Origin of the sequence: Bacillus cereus group sp. BfR-BA-01349, from assembly GCF_022663795.1 — a bacterium.
GTDB lineage: Bacteria > Bacillota > Bacilli > Bacillales > Bacillaceae_G > Bacillus_A > Bacillus_A cereus.
Window position 1 is genome coordinate 1 of sequence record NZ_JAKUGE010000014.1, and the last position, 16,106, is coordinate 16,106.

Here is a 16,106-nt window from a genome sequence, read left to right on the forward strand (position 1 = left end):
ACAAAACTAAAAGGATTGTCCCCTGTGCAATACAGAGTTCAATCCTTAGTAGCTGCTTAATATATTTGTCTAATTTTTTGGGTTCAGTTCAGAATGGTAGTCTTTTTTTGTGCTGTATGCTAAAATAGCTGTGTGATTGTATTTTTATTGAAATAAATTTAGGACAAAATAATAATATGAAAACGCTGTCATAAAATGTGAATAGAGTTGTGAACATAAGCAGGAAAAAAGGAAAATGGGGGATGTAATATGATTAGTATTCCGAAAGACGAATTTCAACAAATTCTTGTGAAGGATTTAATGATTTCATCGGAAAAAGTAGCTCATGTCCAAATTGGAAATAGTTTAGAACATGCTTTACTCGTTCTTGTGAAATCTGGATATTCGGCGATACCTGTCTTAGATCCAATGTATAAACTACATGGTTTGATTAGTACTGCCATGATATTAGATGGTATGTTAGGATTAGAGCGTATTGAGTTTGAAAGACTCGATGATATGAAAGTAGAGCAGGTGATGAAGGAAGATATACCTGTTCTTAAATTAGACGATTCATTTGCAAAAGCTTTAGAAATGACAATTGATCATCCTTTTATTTGCGCTGTTAATGAAGAAGGCTATTTTGAGGGGATTTTAACACGTCGGGCTATTTTAAAATTGTTGAATAAGAAAGTAAGGCAATATAATCGATAACGTGAGAAAAGTGACTTCATAGAAACGAAGAAGTCACTTTTTTTCGTGCATATCACTTGTGTATGTATTATATTTAAAAAGACATAAAACATAAGGAAAGTTTGCGCTGGACAATTGTATTTTCTGAATGAAAGCATTCGGCTAAATTAAGGATGAAAAGCTTATTAAAATAAGGTGTATGGAAGCTAAGGAAAGAGGGAGAAAGTTGCAAATTGATGATTTTCAAATGATGGTTGTGTTAGCTCAGGAATCAAATATGAGAAAAGCGGCGGAACGTTTATTTGTTTCCCAACCTGCGCTGAGTCAACGATTACAATCTATGGAGAAACAATGGGGAATGAAGTTTTTTATTCGCTCACAAAAAGGATTGACAATTACACCTGAAGGGGAAAAAGTAGCAAATTATGCTAAAGAAATGTTGCAAAGGGAAGAAGATATAAAAAGTGAGCTAGCTGTTTTTAGAACGGAAACTCATGGAACGTTAAAAATAGCTGTTGCGTCAGTTATTGGTCAATATTGGCTCCCTCCTGTTTTGAAAAAGTTTGTGCATAAATATCCTTCTGTAAAGATATCGCTGTTTACTGGATGGAGTAGTGAAGTGCAAAAGCAGTTTTATGAAGGAGACGTTCATGTTGCTATACTGAGGGGCACACAAGAATATAAAGGTCAGAAACAACAATTATTTGAAGATGAACTGTATTTAGTTGATAAAGAAATAAAAGATATTTCGATGTTAAAAGAAACAAATAGGCCGTTCATTCAATTTAAAAGTGACTCTACTTATTATGGACAAATACAAAATTGGTGGTATGGTTTATTTTCTAATCCGCCTAAGCGAACAATTGTAGTTGACCAAATTGAAACATGTAAACAACTTGTTTTAAATGGTATAGGTTATGCCCTTTTACCTTCTACTGTTTTAAAGGAAGTACAGGAAAATATGTATAAAACACCTGTTCAACTGACGAGAGAAACATGGTTGTTAACAAGTGACTCGGCAAGGCAGTTGAAGCAAGTGCAAGCATTTTTAGAAATTATAGAAGAAATTCAAAGGGAAAAATAAGATTATTATCTTGCTACTCGCTCTTTCGTTTGGTAGAGTAACATTATAAATGGATTTAGGAGGCAACAAGAATGAAAATGATGGATGCTAACGAAATTATTTCGTTTATTCAAAAAAGTGAAAAGAAAACTCCTGTAAAGGTATACATAAAAGGGGATTTAAAAGAAGTAACATTCCCTGAAACAGTACAAGCATTTGTGAATAAAAAATCAGGTGTATTATTCGGAGAATGGTCTGAAATTAAGACAATTCTTGATGAGAATAATAAGCACATCGTTGACTACGTTGTAGAAAACGATCGTCGTAATTCTGCAATCCCAATGCTTGATTTAAAAGGTATTAAAGCTCGCATCGAGCCAGGTGCTATTATTCGTGACCATGTTGAAATTGGTGACAACGCTGTAATTATGATGAATGCAACAATTAACATTGGTGCTGTAATTGGTGAAGGTTCTATGATCGACATGAATGCAGTACTTGGTGGACGTGCAACAGTCGGTAAAAACTGTCACGTAGGTGCAGGTGCTGTACTTGCAGGTGTTATTGAGCCACCTTCTGCAAAACCAGTTATCGTTGAAGATGATGTAGTAATCGGTGCAAACGTAGTTGTTTTAGAGGGTGTTACAGTAGGTAAAGGTGCAGTTGTAGCAGCGGGAGCTGTTGTAACAGAAGATGTGCCTCCATACACAGTTGTTGCAGGTACTCCAGCACGTGTAATTAAAGAAATTGATGAGAAGACAAAAGCAAAAACAGAAATTAAACAAGAGCTTCGTCAATTAAACCCAGAGAAATAAAAAGTAAAAAAAGCGTAAGAGCGTAAAAGGGCTCTTACGCTTTTTATAGATAGAGGTGCAAAAATGACAGTAAGCAAATTTGTCCAAATTCGTAGAGATCTACATAGAATTCCAGAAATCGGATTTAAGGAATGGAAAACACAACAGTATATTTTAGATTATATAGGAACACTTTCTCATGAATTTGTGGAAGTGAAGACATGGAAAACGGGTGTAATCGTTAAAGTAAATGGAAAAAATCCCGAAAAAATAATAGGTTATCGTGCAGATATAGACGGTTTACCAATTACAGAGGAAACTGGATACGAGTTTGCTTCTATTCATGAGGGGATGATGCATGCATGTGGCCATGATGTACATACAACAATCGGTTTAGGCCTTCTAACGAAAGTTGTGAGCGAAAGAATAGATGATGACCTTGTATTTCTATTCCAGCCAGCAGAAGAAGGACCAGGCGGTGCTCTTCCTATGTTAGAAAGTGAAGAGTTAAAAGAATGGAAACCAAATATAATTCTTGGTCTTCATATTGCACCAGAATACGCTGTAGGTACAATTGCAACGAAAGAAGGACTGTTATTTGCCAATACTTCAGAATTATATATTGATTTAAAAGGGAAAGGTGGCCATGCTGCCTATCCGCATACTGCAAATGACATGATTGTTGCAGCGAGTCACCTTGTTACACAGCTTCAATCCGTTATTAGTCGCAATGTAAATCCTCTTGATAGTGCAGTAATTACAATCGGGAAAATTACAGGTGGTACGGTCCAAAATATTATTGCAGAAAAATCTCGTTTAGAAGGAACGATTCGAACATTATCAGTGGAATCAATGAAGCGTGTGAAAAGCAGAATTGAGGCAATTGTTGCAGGTATCGAAGCTTCTTTCCAGTGTGAGTCGATTATAGATTACGGAGCAATGTATCATCAAGTATATAACCATGAAGAGTTAACGAGAGAGTTTATGCAATTTGTACATAAACAAACTGATATGAATGTTATTACATGTACTGAGGCAATGACAGGTGAAGATTTTGGTTATATGCTTCGAGAAATCCCTGGATTTATGTTTTGGCTTGGAGTAAATTCAGAATATGGTTTACATCATGCAAAATTAAAACCAGACGAAGAAGTGATTGAAAAGGCAATTACATTTTTAAGCCAATATGTAAAGTGGAAAGGGAATAGAAAATAAAACTTCCGCTTTCTTGAAGGTTCCAAAAAACTTTTTGTTCTGAGGTGTAAGTAACGCTCGTATAGATTGATTTTAGACATTTACATACAAATGGAAGAATTAAAGTTAATTGTACTGTTTTAATAATGAGCAGGGGGTTTAGCCACTGCTCATTATTAATTATTTGACTAACTTATATATATTTACTTTTAGTATGAAAAGTGTGTAAAATCAATGTGAAACATAGAAAAAAGGGTGGGGAATTACGTGCAAATTAGCAGTGCGATTTTATGTTTCGTCTTATATGCGTATGTTATTATTGCGGCGGTTTATTTTGGGATAAGTTTTTATGCCTATCGTCTAGTAGATAATAATGAATATGACGAAACATACAAATGGGTGAAGAGATATTTATCACCTGTACTAGAAATTATGAATGGGTTTGTGCTCTTTTTATTTATTGGATTAATTGCTTTCTCAACGAGTTTAGTAGGGAATAAAACTACGTTATTTGTATTGGGTATTATTATTTTTATGTTGTTAGGAATAAGGATTGGTAATACGGTCTTTTGGAATGAAAGAAAAGTAGATGGTTGGACGGGAATGTTAACTCCGTGCATGTTAGCTGCAATCGTGACAAATATAGAGCATGAATATTATCAATTACATTTTTGGCTTATTATCGTTTTAACAATTCTTTCTGTTTTGTATATAAGCACAGTAGTACTAACATATATTGCACATGAAAAAGGAGATGTTAAAGGTACTCGTTTCTTTAGAGGACGGGCATTATTTTGGAGTGTGCCGACGATGGCAGTTATCGCGCTTATTGCGATATTAGTAAATGGATATCAATTTTCTAATTGGCAACTATTTTTAGAAAATTGGTGGATCTTTATCGTTTCGTTTATTGCTTTTTTAGGTGCAACGCATTATTTATTCCATCAACATCATTACATATGGGCGTTGTTATTTGCATTCACACAGCTTCTATTTGCCTTTTTTGGTCAAGAAACATTATTATTCGTTTTTGAAACATTTAGTTCTTTTGGAAATATATTTGTATTTGCTATGCTACTTGTTGGTATCGCTTTTTACTTGCAACAATATTTTTATATACAAAAACAAAAATAAGAGCTAATTACAGTTTTTGTGACGCATATAAAGTGTGTTACACTGAAAATAAATAGTACTTGAAGTTATTGGAGGAATTCTTGTGGGTGAGAAAGAAAAAGAATTTGCTGTCATTGGACTTGGTCGCTTTGGTGGAAGTATTTGCCGAGAACTAGCTCAATTAGGTATGGAAGTAATGGCAATCGATTCAGATGAGGATAAAATTAATGAATTTGCAAATATAGCTTCGCATGCTGTAATTGCAGATTCAACAGATGAGATGGTATTAAAAAGCCTTGGTATTCGAAATTTTGATCACGTAGTCGTTGCTATTGGAGATAATTTAAATTCAAGTATTTTAACGACTTTGATTTTGAAAGAGTTGGGTGTAAAAAATATTACTGTAAAAGCTCAAAATGATTATCATGAAAAAGTGTTAAGTAAAATAGGTGCAGATCATATTGTGCATCCAGAACGTGATATGGGAAAAAGGATTGCTAATAATATTGCATCAAGCAATGTGCTAGACTACCTTGAGCTTTCAGATGAGCATAGTATTGTAGAGATTATTGCGAATAAAAAAATTGATGGGCACTCTTTAATTGAATTAGATATTCGTGCGAAGTTTGGATTGAATATTGTAGCAATTAAACGAGGCAAAGAAGTTATCGTATCCCCTCGAGCTACGGAGAATATTCAAGCAGGAGATATATTAATTGTCATTGGTCATGACGATGAAGTGGATCGATTTAAACACTTTTTAAGATAAGAGAAAAGGACAATGCCTTCATGGCATTGTCCTTTTTCTTATATTTCCATAATGATTGGTAAAATCATTGGACGACGTTTCGTTTTTTCATATAGGAATGGGGCTAATGTGTCTGTAATTTCATTTTTAATTTCAGACCATTGTGTTGTTTTACGCTCCATTACTTTTTCTAAATGAGTTGTAATTAATGTTTGTGCATCATTGATTAAATCGCTGCTTTCACGCATGTAAACGAAACCGCGTGAGATGATATCAGGTCCTGCTGCAACTTTAAATTCTTTCATATCAATGCTTACAACTACAATTACAAGTCCTTCTTCAGAAAGGATACGACGATCGCGTAATACGATATTGCCAATATCTCCAATACCGTTTCCATCAATGTAGACCGAACCAGATGGGATTTTTCCAGCTACGCTAGCTTCATCCGAACGTAAAGCAAGAACATCGCCATTATCCATAATGAAGCAATTTTCTTCAGGGATGCCACAATCATTTGCTATGTTCATGTGCATACGCTGCATACGATATTCACCATGAATTGGCATGAAGTACTTCGGTTTAATTAGACGTAACATTAACTTTTGTTCTTCTTGTCCACCGTGTCCACTTGTATGGATATTTGAAAGTTTCCCGTGAATTACATCAGCGCCAGCGCGGTACAACATGTTAATTGTACGACTTACGCTAATTGTATTTCCTGGAATTGGTGAAGAAGAGAAAACAACTGTATCTCCAGGAATAATTTGAATTTGGCGGTGTGTACCGTTTGCAATACGTGAAAGTGCTGCCATCGGTTCACCTTGACTACCTGTACATAAAATAACAACTTTATTAGCTGGTAATCGGTTTAGTTGAGATGCATCTATGAACGTATCTTTCGGGCAACGAATATAACCAAGGTTTTGTCCGATTTCAATCGCTGCTTCCATACTTCGACCAAACACAGCTACTTTACGGTTGTTTTCAACAGCAGCTTCAACAACTTGTTGTAAGCGGTGGATATTTGATGCAAAGGTTGCGAATATAATCCGTCCTTCTACTTTACGGAAAATGTCTTGAATGCTATCACCAACGCGACGCTCAGACATAGTAAAGTTTGGAACTTCACTGTTCGTACTATCAGATAATAGACATAGTACGCCATCTTTACCGATTTCAGCCATTTTTGTTAAATCAGCTGGTTCACCAACTGGTGTGAAGTCAAATTTGAAGTCACCTGTATGAACAACTTGACCTTGAGGTGTTTTCACAACAACGCCGTACGAATCTGGAATACTGTGAGTTGTACGGAAGAAGGATACAGACGTTTTTTTGAATTTAATAACGTCATCTTCTTGAATCTCGTAAAGTTTTGCTTTACGAAGTAAGCCGTGTTCTTCTAATTTGTTTTTGATGAGTGCAATTGCTAATTTTCCGCCGTAAATCGGAATGTTCACTTGACGTAATAGGTAAGGGATTCCGCCGATATGATCTTCGTGACCATGTGTAATGAATAACCCTTTAATTTTATCTTCGTTTCGCACAAAATAAGTGTAGTCTGGTATTACATAATCGATTCCGAGAAGTTCGTCCTCTGGAAACTTAATTCCAGCATCAATTATAATAATTTCATCTTGAAATTGAACAGCGTATGTATTTTTACCGATTTCACCAAGCCCACCGAGAGCAAATACAGCAACTTGGTCGTTTTTTAGAAATTTCATATCGCTATACGATTTCCGCTAATGTTAAATCAGCGTTTTCTTTTTCATATTCAAGATGAGCGCCAGTAACAGACTGAACAAACTCGATATTATATGCGAACTTATTTAATTTTGTACGAACATCCTTTTCAGACGTAGCCTCTAAATATAAAACTTTTGTATTTTCACGTACTGGAACCTCAGTTAATTTTTCTTGATAAAATACTTTAAAAATCATTTGGAAAACCTCTCCTTGTCTATGTTTTGCATTATCTGTTACTTATTATAAAGCAAACAGTCACGATTTTCATGTTTTTTCGAATGAGAATGAAGAAAAAGCCCGAAATGGGCACAATTTAAGCGATTGTCTTTTTACGGACTAGACCGTTTAAATAACGCTTGAGCTTTTTCTTCAGCTTCTTCAGCATGATTACTCCTTCCTTTCCTTATTTTAAACATGCCTATTACTAGTGAAAACTCTATCTCTGATATAAGAGATAGGACAAAAGTGAAGGGTGAATCTTGTCCTTTCCCATACAGTGAAAGTTATTCTATAGTAACGATTAGTAGCCGTTAGTTATAGGTATAGTATGAGGAAGAATGGAAAAGAAAATTCATCCGAACAAGTATCCACATGTTTTACTAATATATATATGCAAAGTTTATAAATAAGGTCAGAAAGGGAACGCTTTCTTCACAGATGTTTAATATGTTATACTTTTTTTTAGAATTTGAAAAGTGATATTCAAAATAGGAATATAGAGTGCCAGAAAGGATTTTGACAAATGAATGATAAAATTGTCTTTTTTGATATTGATGGAACATTATTAGATCATGATAAAAAAATTCCGCAATCTACACGAGATGCAGTAAAACAGTTACAAGAAAAAGGTGTACATGTAGCAATTGCGACAGGCCGCGCGCCATTTATGTTCGAAGATATTCGTAAGGAACTTGATATACATAATTATGTTAGTTTTAATGGGCAATATGTTGTCTTTGAAGATGAGGTAATATTTAATAATCCGTTAAATCCAGATGCTTTACATAGGTTTACTCAGTTTGCAAAACAAGAAGGATATCCACTTGTATATCTTGACCATCAAGATATGAGAGCATCAGTGGAATATCATGATTATGTGAAAGAAGGCTTTGGAAGCTTAAACTTTGAGCATCCAACATATGAGCCTAATTTTTATGAGGAACGTAATATTTATCAAACACTACTTTTTTGTGAAGTAAATGAAGAGGAAAAGTTTATTAATCATTATCCAGATTTTCATTTTATTCGTTGGCATGCATATTCAATGGATATCATTCCGAATGGTGGTTCTAAGGCAAAAGGAATTGAGAAATACATTGAAAAGTTAGGTTTTAATCGTGACCAAGTGTATGCATTTGGAGATGGCTTAAATGATTTAGAAATGATCGAAGCCGTTGGCACAGGTATTGTGATGGGAAATGGCCATGAAGACTTGAAAAAACTTGCAAATCATGTGACAAAGGATGTTAATGAAGACGGTATATATCATGGACTAAAGTGGGCTGGATTGTTATAAGTGAATATGGAACCCATTTCATAATAAAGAGGCGGAAGATTAACTTCCGCCTCTTTATTATTATCGCTCTAGAGGTTTGGAATCATCAGGAGCGGCAAAAGGATTTTCTTTATTGATATGGTCATAGAACATAACGCCATTTAAATGGTCAATCTCGTGCTGGAATACGATTGCTGGTAAACCTTTTAAACGTAATTTTACTTCTTCTCCGTTAATAGAAGTTGCTTTTACTGTAATTCTTGTATAACGAGGAACATAACCAGGTACTTCGCGGTCTACAGATAGACAGCCTTCACCACCCTGTAAATATGTACGTTCAACAGAATGGCTAATGATTTTTGGATTGAATAATGCATGGCTATATAATGTACCATCCGCATCGGTTACATGAACTGCAATCATTTTTTTTGAAACACCGATTTGCGGAGCCGCTAATCCGATTCCAGGGCGTAAACTATATTTTTCAGCCATTTCAGGATCTTGGCTATTTATTACGAATTCAATCATTTCTTTTAAGGTAGTTGTATCTTCTTCGCTTGCCGGTAATGACACCTCTTCTGCAACGTTGCGCAAAATAGGATCTCCTTCGCGAATAACATCTTTCATTGTAAGCATATGTAATCTCTCCTTTCCTCTTTAGTCTACCAAAGGAGATGGAAAAAGTCATCGGCAAGAAAGGGAAGGCATTTTGGAAATCGTTCTATTATAGAGTAGGTTATGTATGTGATAAACAGAAAAAGACGGCAAAGCCGTCTTTTTCTTTCCATAGTTGTTTCGTTTTACATTAGCGAATGCAAGCAGCACCAACGATAATTAAAAGAATAAACAACACAACGATTAAGGCGAAGCCGCGTCCAGACCCGCCACAAGAACCGCCATAACCGTAGGAAGGATATGAACAAGTTGGATAGCAATATGAGTATCCGTACATGAGATGACCTCCTTTATTATTTCCCGCTAATACTGCGGTTACTATAATGTATGGAAGAGAGGGTAGAAATGTATAGGTATTTACCTAAAAAAGGAAGAGTAGTTTGTATATTTTTGTTACGAAGAGAGAAAAACTAAAGAGAATTAAATCGTTTACATATTATTCTAAGAGAAAAAATAAGTGAAAAAGGGAATAATATAACAGTAGGTCAATGCTTACTAATACAGATGTAAAAAATAAAAACACGTTTGTGTAGTAGAAACCTGCATATTATTTATAAAAAAACGTATTCAAAGTAATTGACATCGTAATTAGAATAGTTGTAAACTAAAAAACGTGATCAAGATTGTATTAATATGTTTCTGAAAAAACATTAGTACAGATTGTTAGGTACACAAAATTATTCTCAACCGACATACAAACATGTTGGTTTACATCGTTGCGCTTTTTAAACTGGAAAATAGCCAGTGAAAGCGTTTCAGAATATGGTTCAAGAGAGGAAGAGGTGAACGGAATGGGTACTAAAACAAAAAAGACCCTATTTAATGTTGATGAGCAAATGAAAGCTATCGCAGCTCAATTTGAAACATTACAAATTTTAAATGAAAACGGTGAAGTTGTGAATGAAGCAGCTATGCCTGAATTATCTGATGACCAATTAAAAGAATTAATGCGTCGTATGGTGTATACTCGCGTATTAGATCAACGTTCTATTTCTTTAAACCGTCAAGGACGTTTAGGTTTCTACGCACCTACAGCTGGACAAGAAGCTTCTCAATTAGCAAGTCATTTCGCACTTGAAGCAGAAGACTTCATCTTACCAGGATACCGTGATGTACCACAATTAGTATGGCACGGATTACCATTATACCAAGCATTCTTATTCTCTCGTGGACACTTCATGGGTAACCAAATGCCTGAGAATGTAAATGCATTAGCTCCACAGATCATTATCGGTGCGCAAATCATCCAAACTGCTGGTGTTGCGTTAGGTATGAAACTACGTGGTAAAAAATCTGTTGCAATTACTTACACTGGTGACGGTGGTGCTTCACAAGGTGACTTCTACGAAGGTATGAACTTTGCAGGTGCATTCAAAGCTCCAGCAATCTTCGTTGTTCAAAACAACCGTTATGCAATCTCTACTCCAGTAGAAAAGCAATCTGCAGCTAAAACTGTAGCACAAAAAGCAGTAGCAGCAGGTATTTACGGAATTCAAGTAGACGGTATGGATCCATTAGCTGTATACGCAGCAACTGCTTTCGCTCGTGAGCGCGCAGTAAATGGCGAAGGCCCTACTTTAATCGAGACTTTAACATTCCGTTACGGTCCACATACAATGGCTGGTGATGACCCAACTCGTTACCGTACAAAAGATATCGAAAACGAATGGGAACAAAAAGACCCAATCGTACGCTTCCGTAAGTTCTTAGAAGCTAAAGGACTATGGTCTCAAGAAGTTGAAGAGACAGTAATCGAAGAAGCAAAAGAAGATATCAAACAAGCAATTGCTAAGGCTGACCAAGCTCCAAAACAAAAAGTAACTGATTTAATGGAAATCATGTACGAAAAAATGCCTTACAACTTAGCTGAACAATATGAAATCTACAAAGAAAAGGAGTCGAAGTAAGCCATGGCTCAAATGACAATGATTCAAGCAATCACTGATGCTTTACGCGTTGAAATGAAAAATGACCCTAACGTACTTGTATTTGGTGAAGACGTTGGTGTAAACGGCGGTGTATTCCGTGCTACTGAAGGTTTACAAGCTGAATTTGGTGAAGATCGTGTAATGGATACTCCACTTGCAGAGTCTGGTATTGGTGGACTTGCAGTTGGTCTTGCACTTGAAGGATTCCGTCCAGTTCCAGAAATCCAATTCTTCGGTTTCGTTTATGAAGTAATGGATTCAATTTCTGGTCAATTAGCTCGTATGCGTTACCGTTCTGGTGGACGTTGGACTGCTCCAGTAACAGTTCGTTCTCCATTCGGTGGTGGTGTTCATACTCCTGAACTACATGCTGATAGCTTAGAAGGATTAGTGGCTCAACAACCTGGTCTAAAAGTTGTTATTCCATCTACTCCATACGATGCTAAAGGTCTTTTAATCTCTGCGATTCGTGACAACGATCCAGTTATCTACTTAGAGCATATGAAATTGTACCGTTCATTCCGTCAAGAGGTACCAGAAGGTGATTACACAATTGATTTAGGTAAAGCTGATATCAAACGTGAAGGTACAGATGTATCAGTTATCGCTTACGGTGCTATGGTTCACGCTGCATTAAAAGCTGCTGAAGAACTTGAAAAAGAAGGTATCTCTTTAGAGGTTGTTGACTTACGTACAGTTCAACCATTAGATATCGAAACAATCATCGCTTCTGTTGAAAAAACAGGTCGCGTAGTTGTAGTTCAAGAAGCTCAAAAACAAGCTGGTATTGCAGCTAACGTTGTAGCGGAAATTAACGACCGTGCAATCTTAAACTTAGAAGCTCCAGTTGTACGTGTTGCAGCTGCTGATACAGTATTCCCATTCTCTCAAGCAGAGAGCGTATGGTTACCAAACCACAAAGATATTGTTGAAGCTGTAAACAAAGTAATGAACTTCTAATTTTTAGCTTTTCATGTGCAAAAGAAATCAGCACATGCTGGTTTCTTTTGCACATATTCCATAATAATGAAATGAATCAGGGGGCTGAATTCCGTGGCATTTGAATTTAAACTACCAGATATCGGTGAAGGTATCCACGAAGGTGAAATCGTAAAATGGTTTATTAAACCAGGCGATGAAGTAAACGAAGACGATGTACTTCTTGAAGTACAAAATGATAAAGCAGTAGTAGAAATCCCTTCTCCTGTTAAAGGTAAAGTACTTGAAGTACTTGTAGAAGAAGGAACAGTTGCAATCGTAGGAGATACATTAATTAAATTTGATGCTCCTGGATACGAAAACCTTAAATTTAAAGGTGACGATCATGATGAAGCTCCAAAAGCTGAAGAAGCAGCAGTAGAAGCTCCAGCAGCGGAAGCTACTCCAGCAGCAACTGCAGAAGTAGTAAATGAGCGCGTAATCGCTATGCCATCTGTTCGTAAATACGCTCGTGAAAAAGGTGTAGACATTCATAAAGTAGCTGGTACTGGTAAGAATGGCCGTATCGTAAAAGCTGACATCGATGCATTTGCAAATGGTGGACAAACTGTAGCAGCAACTGAGGCTCCAGCAGCAGTAGAAGCTACTCCAGCAGCAGCGAAAGAAGAAGCACCAAAAGCACAACCAATCCCAGCTGGTGAATATCCAGAAACTCGTGAGAAAATGAGTGGTATCCGTAAAGCGATTGCGAAAGCAATGGTTAACTCTAAACACACAGCTCCTCACGTAACATTAATGGACGAAGTAGATGTAACAGAACTTGTTGCTCACCGTAAGAAGTTCAAAGCAGTAGCAGCTGACAAAGGTATTAAATTAACTTACCTTCCGTACGTTGTTAAAGCTTTAACATCTGCATTACGTGAATACCCAATGTTAAACACTTCTTTAGACGATGCATCTCAAGAAGTAGTTCATAAACATTACTTCAACATCGGTATCGCAGCTGATACAGACAAAGGTCTATTAGTACCAGTTGTTAAAGATACAGATCGTAAGTCTATCTTCACAATCTCTAACGAGATCAATGATCTTGCTGGTAAAGCACGTGAAGGTCGTCTAGCTCCAGCTGAAATGAAAGGTGCTTCTTGCACAATTACAAACATTGGTTCTGCAGGTGGACAATGGTTCACTCCAGTTATCAACCACCCAGAAGTAGCAATCCTTGGTATCGGCCGTATCGCTGAAAAACCAGTTGTGAAAAACGGTGAGATCGTTGCAGCTCCAGTATTAGCATTATCTCTAAGCTTTGACCATCGTTTAATTGACGGTGCAACTGCTCAAAAAGCGTTAAACCAAATTAAACGTCTATTGAATGACCCACAATTATTAGTAATGGAGGCGTAATAACAATGGTAGTAGGAGATTTCCCAATTGAATTAGATACAGTCGTTGTTGGTGCAGGTCCTGGTGGATACGTTGCGGCAATTCGTGCAGCACAATTAGGTCAAAAGGTAGCAATCATTGAAAAAGCTAACCTTGGTGGCGTATGCTTAAACGTTGGATGTATTCCTTCAAAAGCGTTAATCAATGCAGGTCATCGTTATGAGAATGCAATGCATTCTGATGACATGGGTATTACTGCAGAAAACGTAAAAGTTGACTTTACAAAAGTTCAAGAATGGAAAAACGGCGTAGTTAAGAAATTAACTGGCGGTGTTGAAGGCCTTCTTAAAGGTAACAAAGTTGAAATCATTCGCGGTGAAGCTTACTTCGTAGATGCTAATACATTACGCGTTATGACTGAAGATGCAGCTCAAACTTATACGTTTAAAAATGCTGTTCTTGCAACTGGTTCTACACCAATCGAAATTCCAGGATTCAAATACTCTAAACGTGTTATCAACTCTACAGGTGCTTTAAGCTTACCTGAAATTCCTAAAAAACTTGTTGTAATCGGCGGCGGTTACATCGGTATGGAATTAGGTACTGCATATGCTAACTTCGGTACAGAAGTTACTGTAGTAGAAGCTGGCGACGAAATCTTAGCTGGTTTCGAAAAAGCTATGAGCTCTGTTGTTAAACGTGCTCTACAGAAAAAAGGTAACGTAAATATCCATACAAAAGCTATGGCTAAAGGCGTTGAAGAAACAGAAACTGGCGTAAAAGTTAGCTTTGAAGTTAAAGGTGAAATCCAAACTGTAGAAGCAGATTACGTATTAGTAACTGTAGGTCGTCGTCCAAACACTCAAGAGATCGGTCTTGAGCAAGTTGGAGTTAAAATGACTGACCGCGGCATCATCGAAATCGATGAGCAATGTCGTACAAATGTACCAAACATCTATGCAATCGGTGATATCGTTCCTGGACCACCATTAGCTCACAAAGCTTCTTACGAAGGTAAAGTAGCTGTAGAAGCAATTAGTGGCCATGCATCAGCTATCGATTACATCGGGATTCCTGCAGTATGCTTCACTGATCCAGAGCTAGCATCTGTTGGTTACACTAAAAAACAAGCTGAAGAAGCTGGAATGACTGTAACTGTATCTAAGTTCCCATTCGCTGCTAACGGTCGTGCATTATCATTAAACAGCACTGACGGTTTCCTACAACTTGTAACACGTAAAGAAGATGGTCTTCTTGTAGGTGCTCAAGTTGCAGGTGCAGGTGCTTCTGATATTATTTCTGAGATTGGTTTAGCTATCGAAGCTGGAATGACAGCTGAAGATATCGCTCAAACAATCCATGCTCACCCAACATTAGGTGAAATCACAATGGAAGCAGCTGAAGTTGCTCTTGGAATGCCAATTCACATTGTAAAATAATTTAAGTAATGTAAATAGCCCTTCTCTTATTGTAAGAGAGGGGCTATTTTTATTTTCATCAAATGACTTGCAAGGTCTTTAAACGTACTTGTCGAATGAATATATAATACTTTAACAAATGATTCCGGCTTAACTTACTTCAAAGGTAATATATATCATCCTATAATATGTAATTGATTCAAACTTAACCCCATATATTAATAAAATAGAGCATGTCAAAGGAGAAGGTTCCATGAAAATATTACATGTTATATTTTATCATTTACTACTATGGAGTGGCTTTTCCACTGTATTAACATTATCGAATGGTGATAAGTTTCATTATAAAGTTATTCTTTTTTTCGTATTTCTATATTTAGCCTATGTAATAGCATATTTTGTATTGCACGTAAGAAAGCAAGCTTTATTTCTTACATGTTCGAATTGTATATTATTTTTAATCATATTATCTATTTTTTAAATTAGCGTTTATAAAAATACATTGTTCTTCCATTAAATAATTGTAACTCTCCTTCTAATTTCTTCGCTAAAAAACGGCAAAATTCATTTGCTTTCCCTTTGTCACCAAATGTTGCATTAGGTGGTAAAGAAACTTGGATGAAAGATTGTTCATTTTCTATACCAACACCAATATAAATTGAGTCATACCGGTCGTGAGTGGATTGAAGTTTTAATGTTGTTGTAGATGTATCTAAAATTTCATAAGGAAAAGCGGTATTTGTATACGTGTAATTAATTTGGGCACCAGTTTTAGAAGTAACTGTTTTATAATAATGAAAAAGTTGTTTTATATCATCTATTGAAACTGATTGTTGGTTGGATTTCGGTACAAGCGTAATAAAGGCGTGTTGCATATAAGTTCCCCCTAACTTAGTAGAATACTATCATTCTACATCCTACTGAATTTTTTGACA

General features: G+C 36.3%; 17 protein-coding genes. 12 read left to right on the top strand and 5 right to left on the bottom strand.

The genetic code is table 11. The features are described from left to right. Positions 1-249 precede the first annotated feature (249 nt). The 6 genes from cbpB to MR169_RS09940 all read left to right on the top strand — a co-directional run bounded on the left by cbpB (position 250) and on the right by MR169_RS09940 (position 5,605). The gene (gene cbpB / locus MR169_RS09915) at positions 250-693 is read left to right on the top strand and encodes a cyclic-di-AMP-binding protein CbpB (protein WP_000623580.1); all 444 of its coding nucleotides are present in this window, start codon (positions 250-252) and stop codon (positions 691-693) included. 178 nt (positions 694-871) lie between these two features. Beyond that, on the top strand, positions 872-1,756 hold the full coding sequence (locus tag MR169_RS09920; protein WP_001987174.1) for a LysR family transcriptional regulator: 885 nt from the start codon (positions 872-874) through the stop codon (positions 1,754-1,756). A 71-nt stretch (positions 1,757-1,827) separates the two neighbouring features. After that, positions 1,828-2,550: a 2,3,4,5-tetrahydropyridine-2,6-dicarboxylate N-acetyltransferase gene (dapD, locus tag MR169_RS09925; protein ID WP_000783241.1), complete on the top strand. Its 723-nt coding sequence runs from the start codon at positions 1,828-1,830 to the stop codon at positions 2,548-2,550. Between the two features lie 63 nt (positions 2,551-2,613). Beyond that, complete coding sequence (locus MR169_RS09930) at positions 2,614-3,744, top strand: N-acetyldiaminopimelate deacetylase (protein ID WP_000218675.1); 1,131 nt, start codon at positions 2,614-2,616, stop codon at positions 3,742-3,744. A 246-nt stretch (positions 3,745-3,990) separates the two neighbouring features. After that, on the top strand, positions 3,991-4,857 hold the full coding sequence (locus tag MR169_RS09935) for a cytochrome C oxidase assembly protein (RefSeq protein ID WP_242319342.1): 867 nt from the start codon (positions 3,991-3,993) through the stop codon (positions 4,855-4,857). 82 nt (positions 4,858-4,939) lie between these two features. Beyond that, positions 4,940-5,605 carry a potassium channel family protein gene (locus MR169_RS09940; RefSeq protein ID WP_000504032.1) on the top strand — a complete coding sequence of 222 codons (666 nt, stop codon included), beginning with the start codon at positions 4,940-4,942 and terminating at the stop codon, positions 5,603-5,605. A gap of 38 nt (positions 5,606-5,643) precedes the next feature. Here the strand turns inward: MR169_RS09940 and rnjA are convergent, their stop codons facing one another. Together rnjA and MR169_RS09950 are read right to left on the bottom strand one after the other, a co-directional pair. Then, positions 5,644-7,311: a ribonuclease J1 gene (gene rnjA / locus MR169_RS09945; protein WP_000670377.1), complete on the bottom strand. Its 1,668-nt coding sequence runs from the start codon at positions 7,309-7,311 to the stop codon at positions 5,644-5,646. 4 nt (positions 7,312-7,315) lie between these two features. Beyond that, entirely contained in the window at positions 7,316-7,528 is a 213-nt protein-coding gene (locus tag MR169_RS09950) for a DNA-dependent RNA polymerase subunit epsilon (RefSeq protein WP_000576435.1), read from the bottom strand. A 547-nt stretch (positions 7,529-8,075) separates the two neighbouring features. Here MR169_RS09950 and MR169_RS09955 point away from each other — a divergent pair. Then, positions 8,076-8,849: a Cof-type HAD-IIB family hydrolase gene (locus MR169_RS09955; protein WP_000998272.1), complete on the top strand. Its 774-nt coding sequence runs from the start codon at positions 8,076-8,078 to the stop codon at positions 8,847-8,849. Between the two features lie 60 nt (positions 8,850-8,909). Here the strand turns inward: MR169_RS09955 and def are convergent, their stop codons facing one another. Both def and MR169_RS09965 read right to left on the bottom strand, forming a co-directional pair. After that, entirely contained in the window at positions 8,910-9,464 is a 555-nt protein-coding gene (gene def / locus MR169_RS09960) for a peptide deformylase (RefSeq protein ID WP_000957048.1), read from the bottom strand. A 169-nt stretch (positions 9,465-9,633) separates the two neighbouring features. Continuing rightward, positions 9,634-9,780, bottom strand: coding sequence for a YjcZ family sporulation protein (locus MR169_RS09965; protein ID WP_000274562.1), 147 nt, complete (start codon positions 9,778-9,780; stop codon positions 9,634-9,636). 514 nt (positions 9,781-10,294) lie between these two features. Between MR169_RS09965 and pdhA the strand changes: the two genes are divergently transcribed. From pdhA to MR169_RS09990, 5 genes are all read left to right on the top strand, one after another. Beyond that, positions 10,295-11,410 (top strand): pyruvate dehydrogenase E1 component subunit alpha, encoded by a 1,116-nt coding sequence (gene pdhA, locus MR169_RS09970; protein WP_000536895.1) that lies wholly within the window; start codon positions 10,295-10,297, stop codon positions 11,408-11,410. 3 nt (positions 11,411-11,413) lie between these two features. After that, positions 11,414-12,391, top strand: a complete 978-nt coding sequence (pdhB, locus tag MR169_RS09975) for a pyruvate dehydrogenase complex E1 component subunit beta (protein ID WP_000068168.1) — start codon at positions 11,414-11,416, stop codon at positions 12,389-12,391. Between the two features lie 93 nt (positions 12,392-12,484). Continuing rightward, positions 12,485-13,774, top strand: a complete 1,290-nt coding sequence (gene pdhC / locus MR169_RS09980; protein WP_000863419.1) for a pyruvate dehydrogenase complex dihydrolipoyllysine-residue acetyltransferase — start codon at positions 12,485-12,487, stop codon at positions 13,772-13,774. 5 nt (positions 13,775-13,779) lie between these two features. Further along, entirely contained in the window at positions 13,780-15,192 is a 1,413-nt protein-coding gene (gene lpdA / locus MR169_RS09985) for a dihydrolipoyl dehydrogenase (protein ID WP_000260104.1), read from the top strand. A 232-nt stretch (positions 15,193-15,424) separates the two neighbouring features. Next, entirely contained in the window at positions 15,425-15,652 is a 228-nt protein-coding gene (locus MR169_RS09990) for a hypothetical protein (RefSeq protein ID WP_000697469.1), read from the top strand. Between the two features lies 1 nt (position 15,653). Here the strand turns inward: MR169_RS09990 and MR169_RS09995 are convergent, their stop codons facing one another. Further along, complete coding sequence (locus MR169_RS09995; RefSeq protein ID WP_001163302.1) at positions 15,654-16,046, bottom strand: DUF1885 family protein; 393 nt, start codon at positions 16,044-16,046, stop codon at positions 15,654-15,656. Positions 16,047-16,106: the final 60 nt, after the last annotated feature.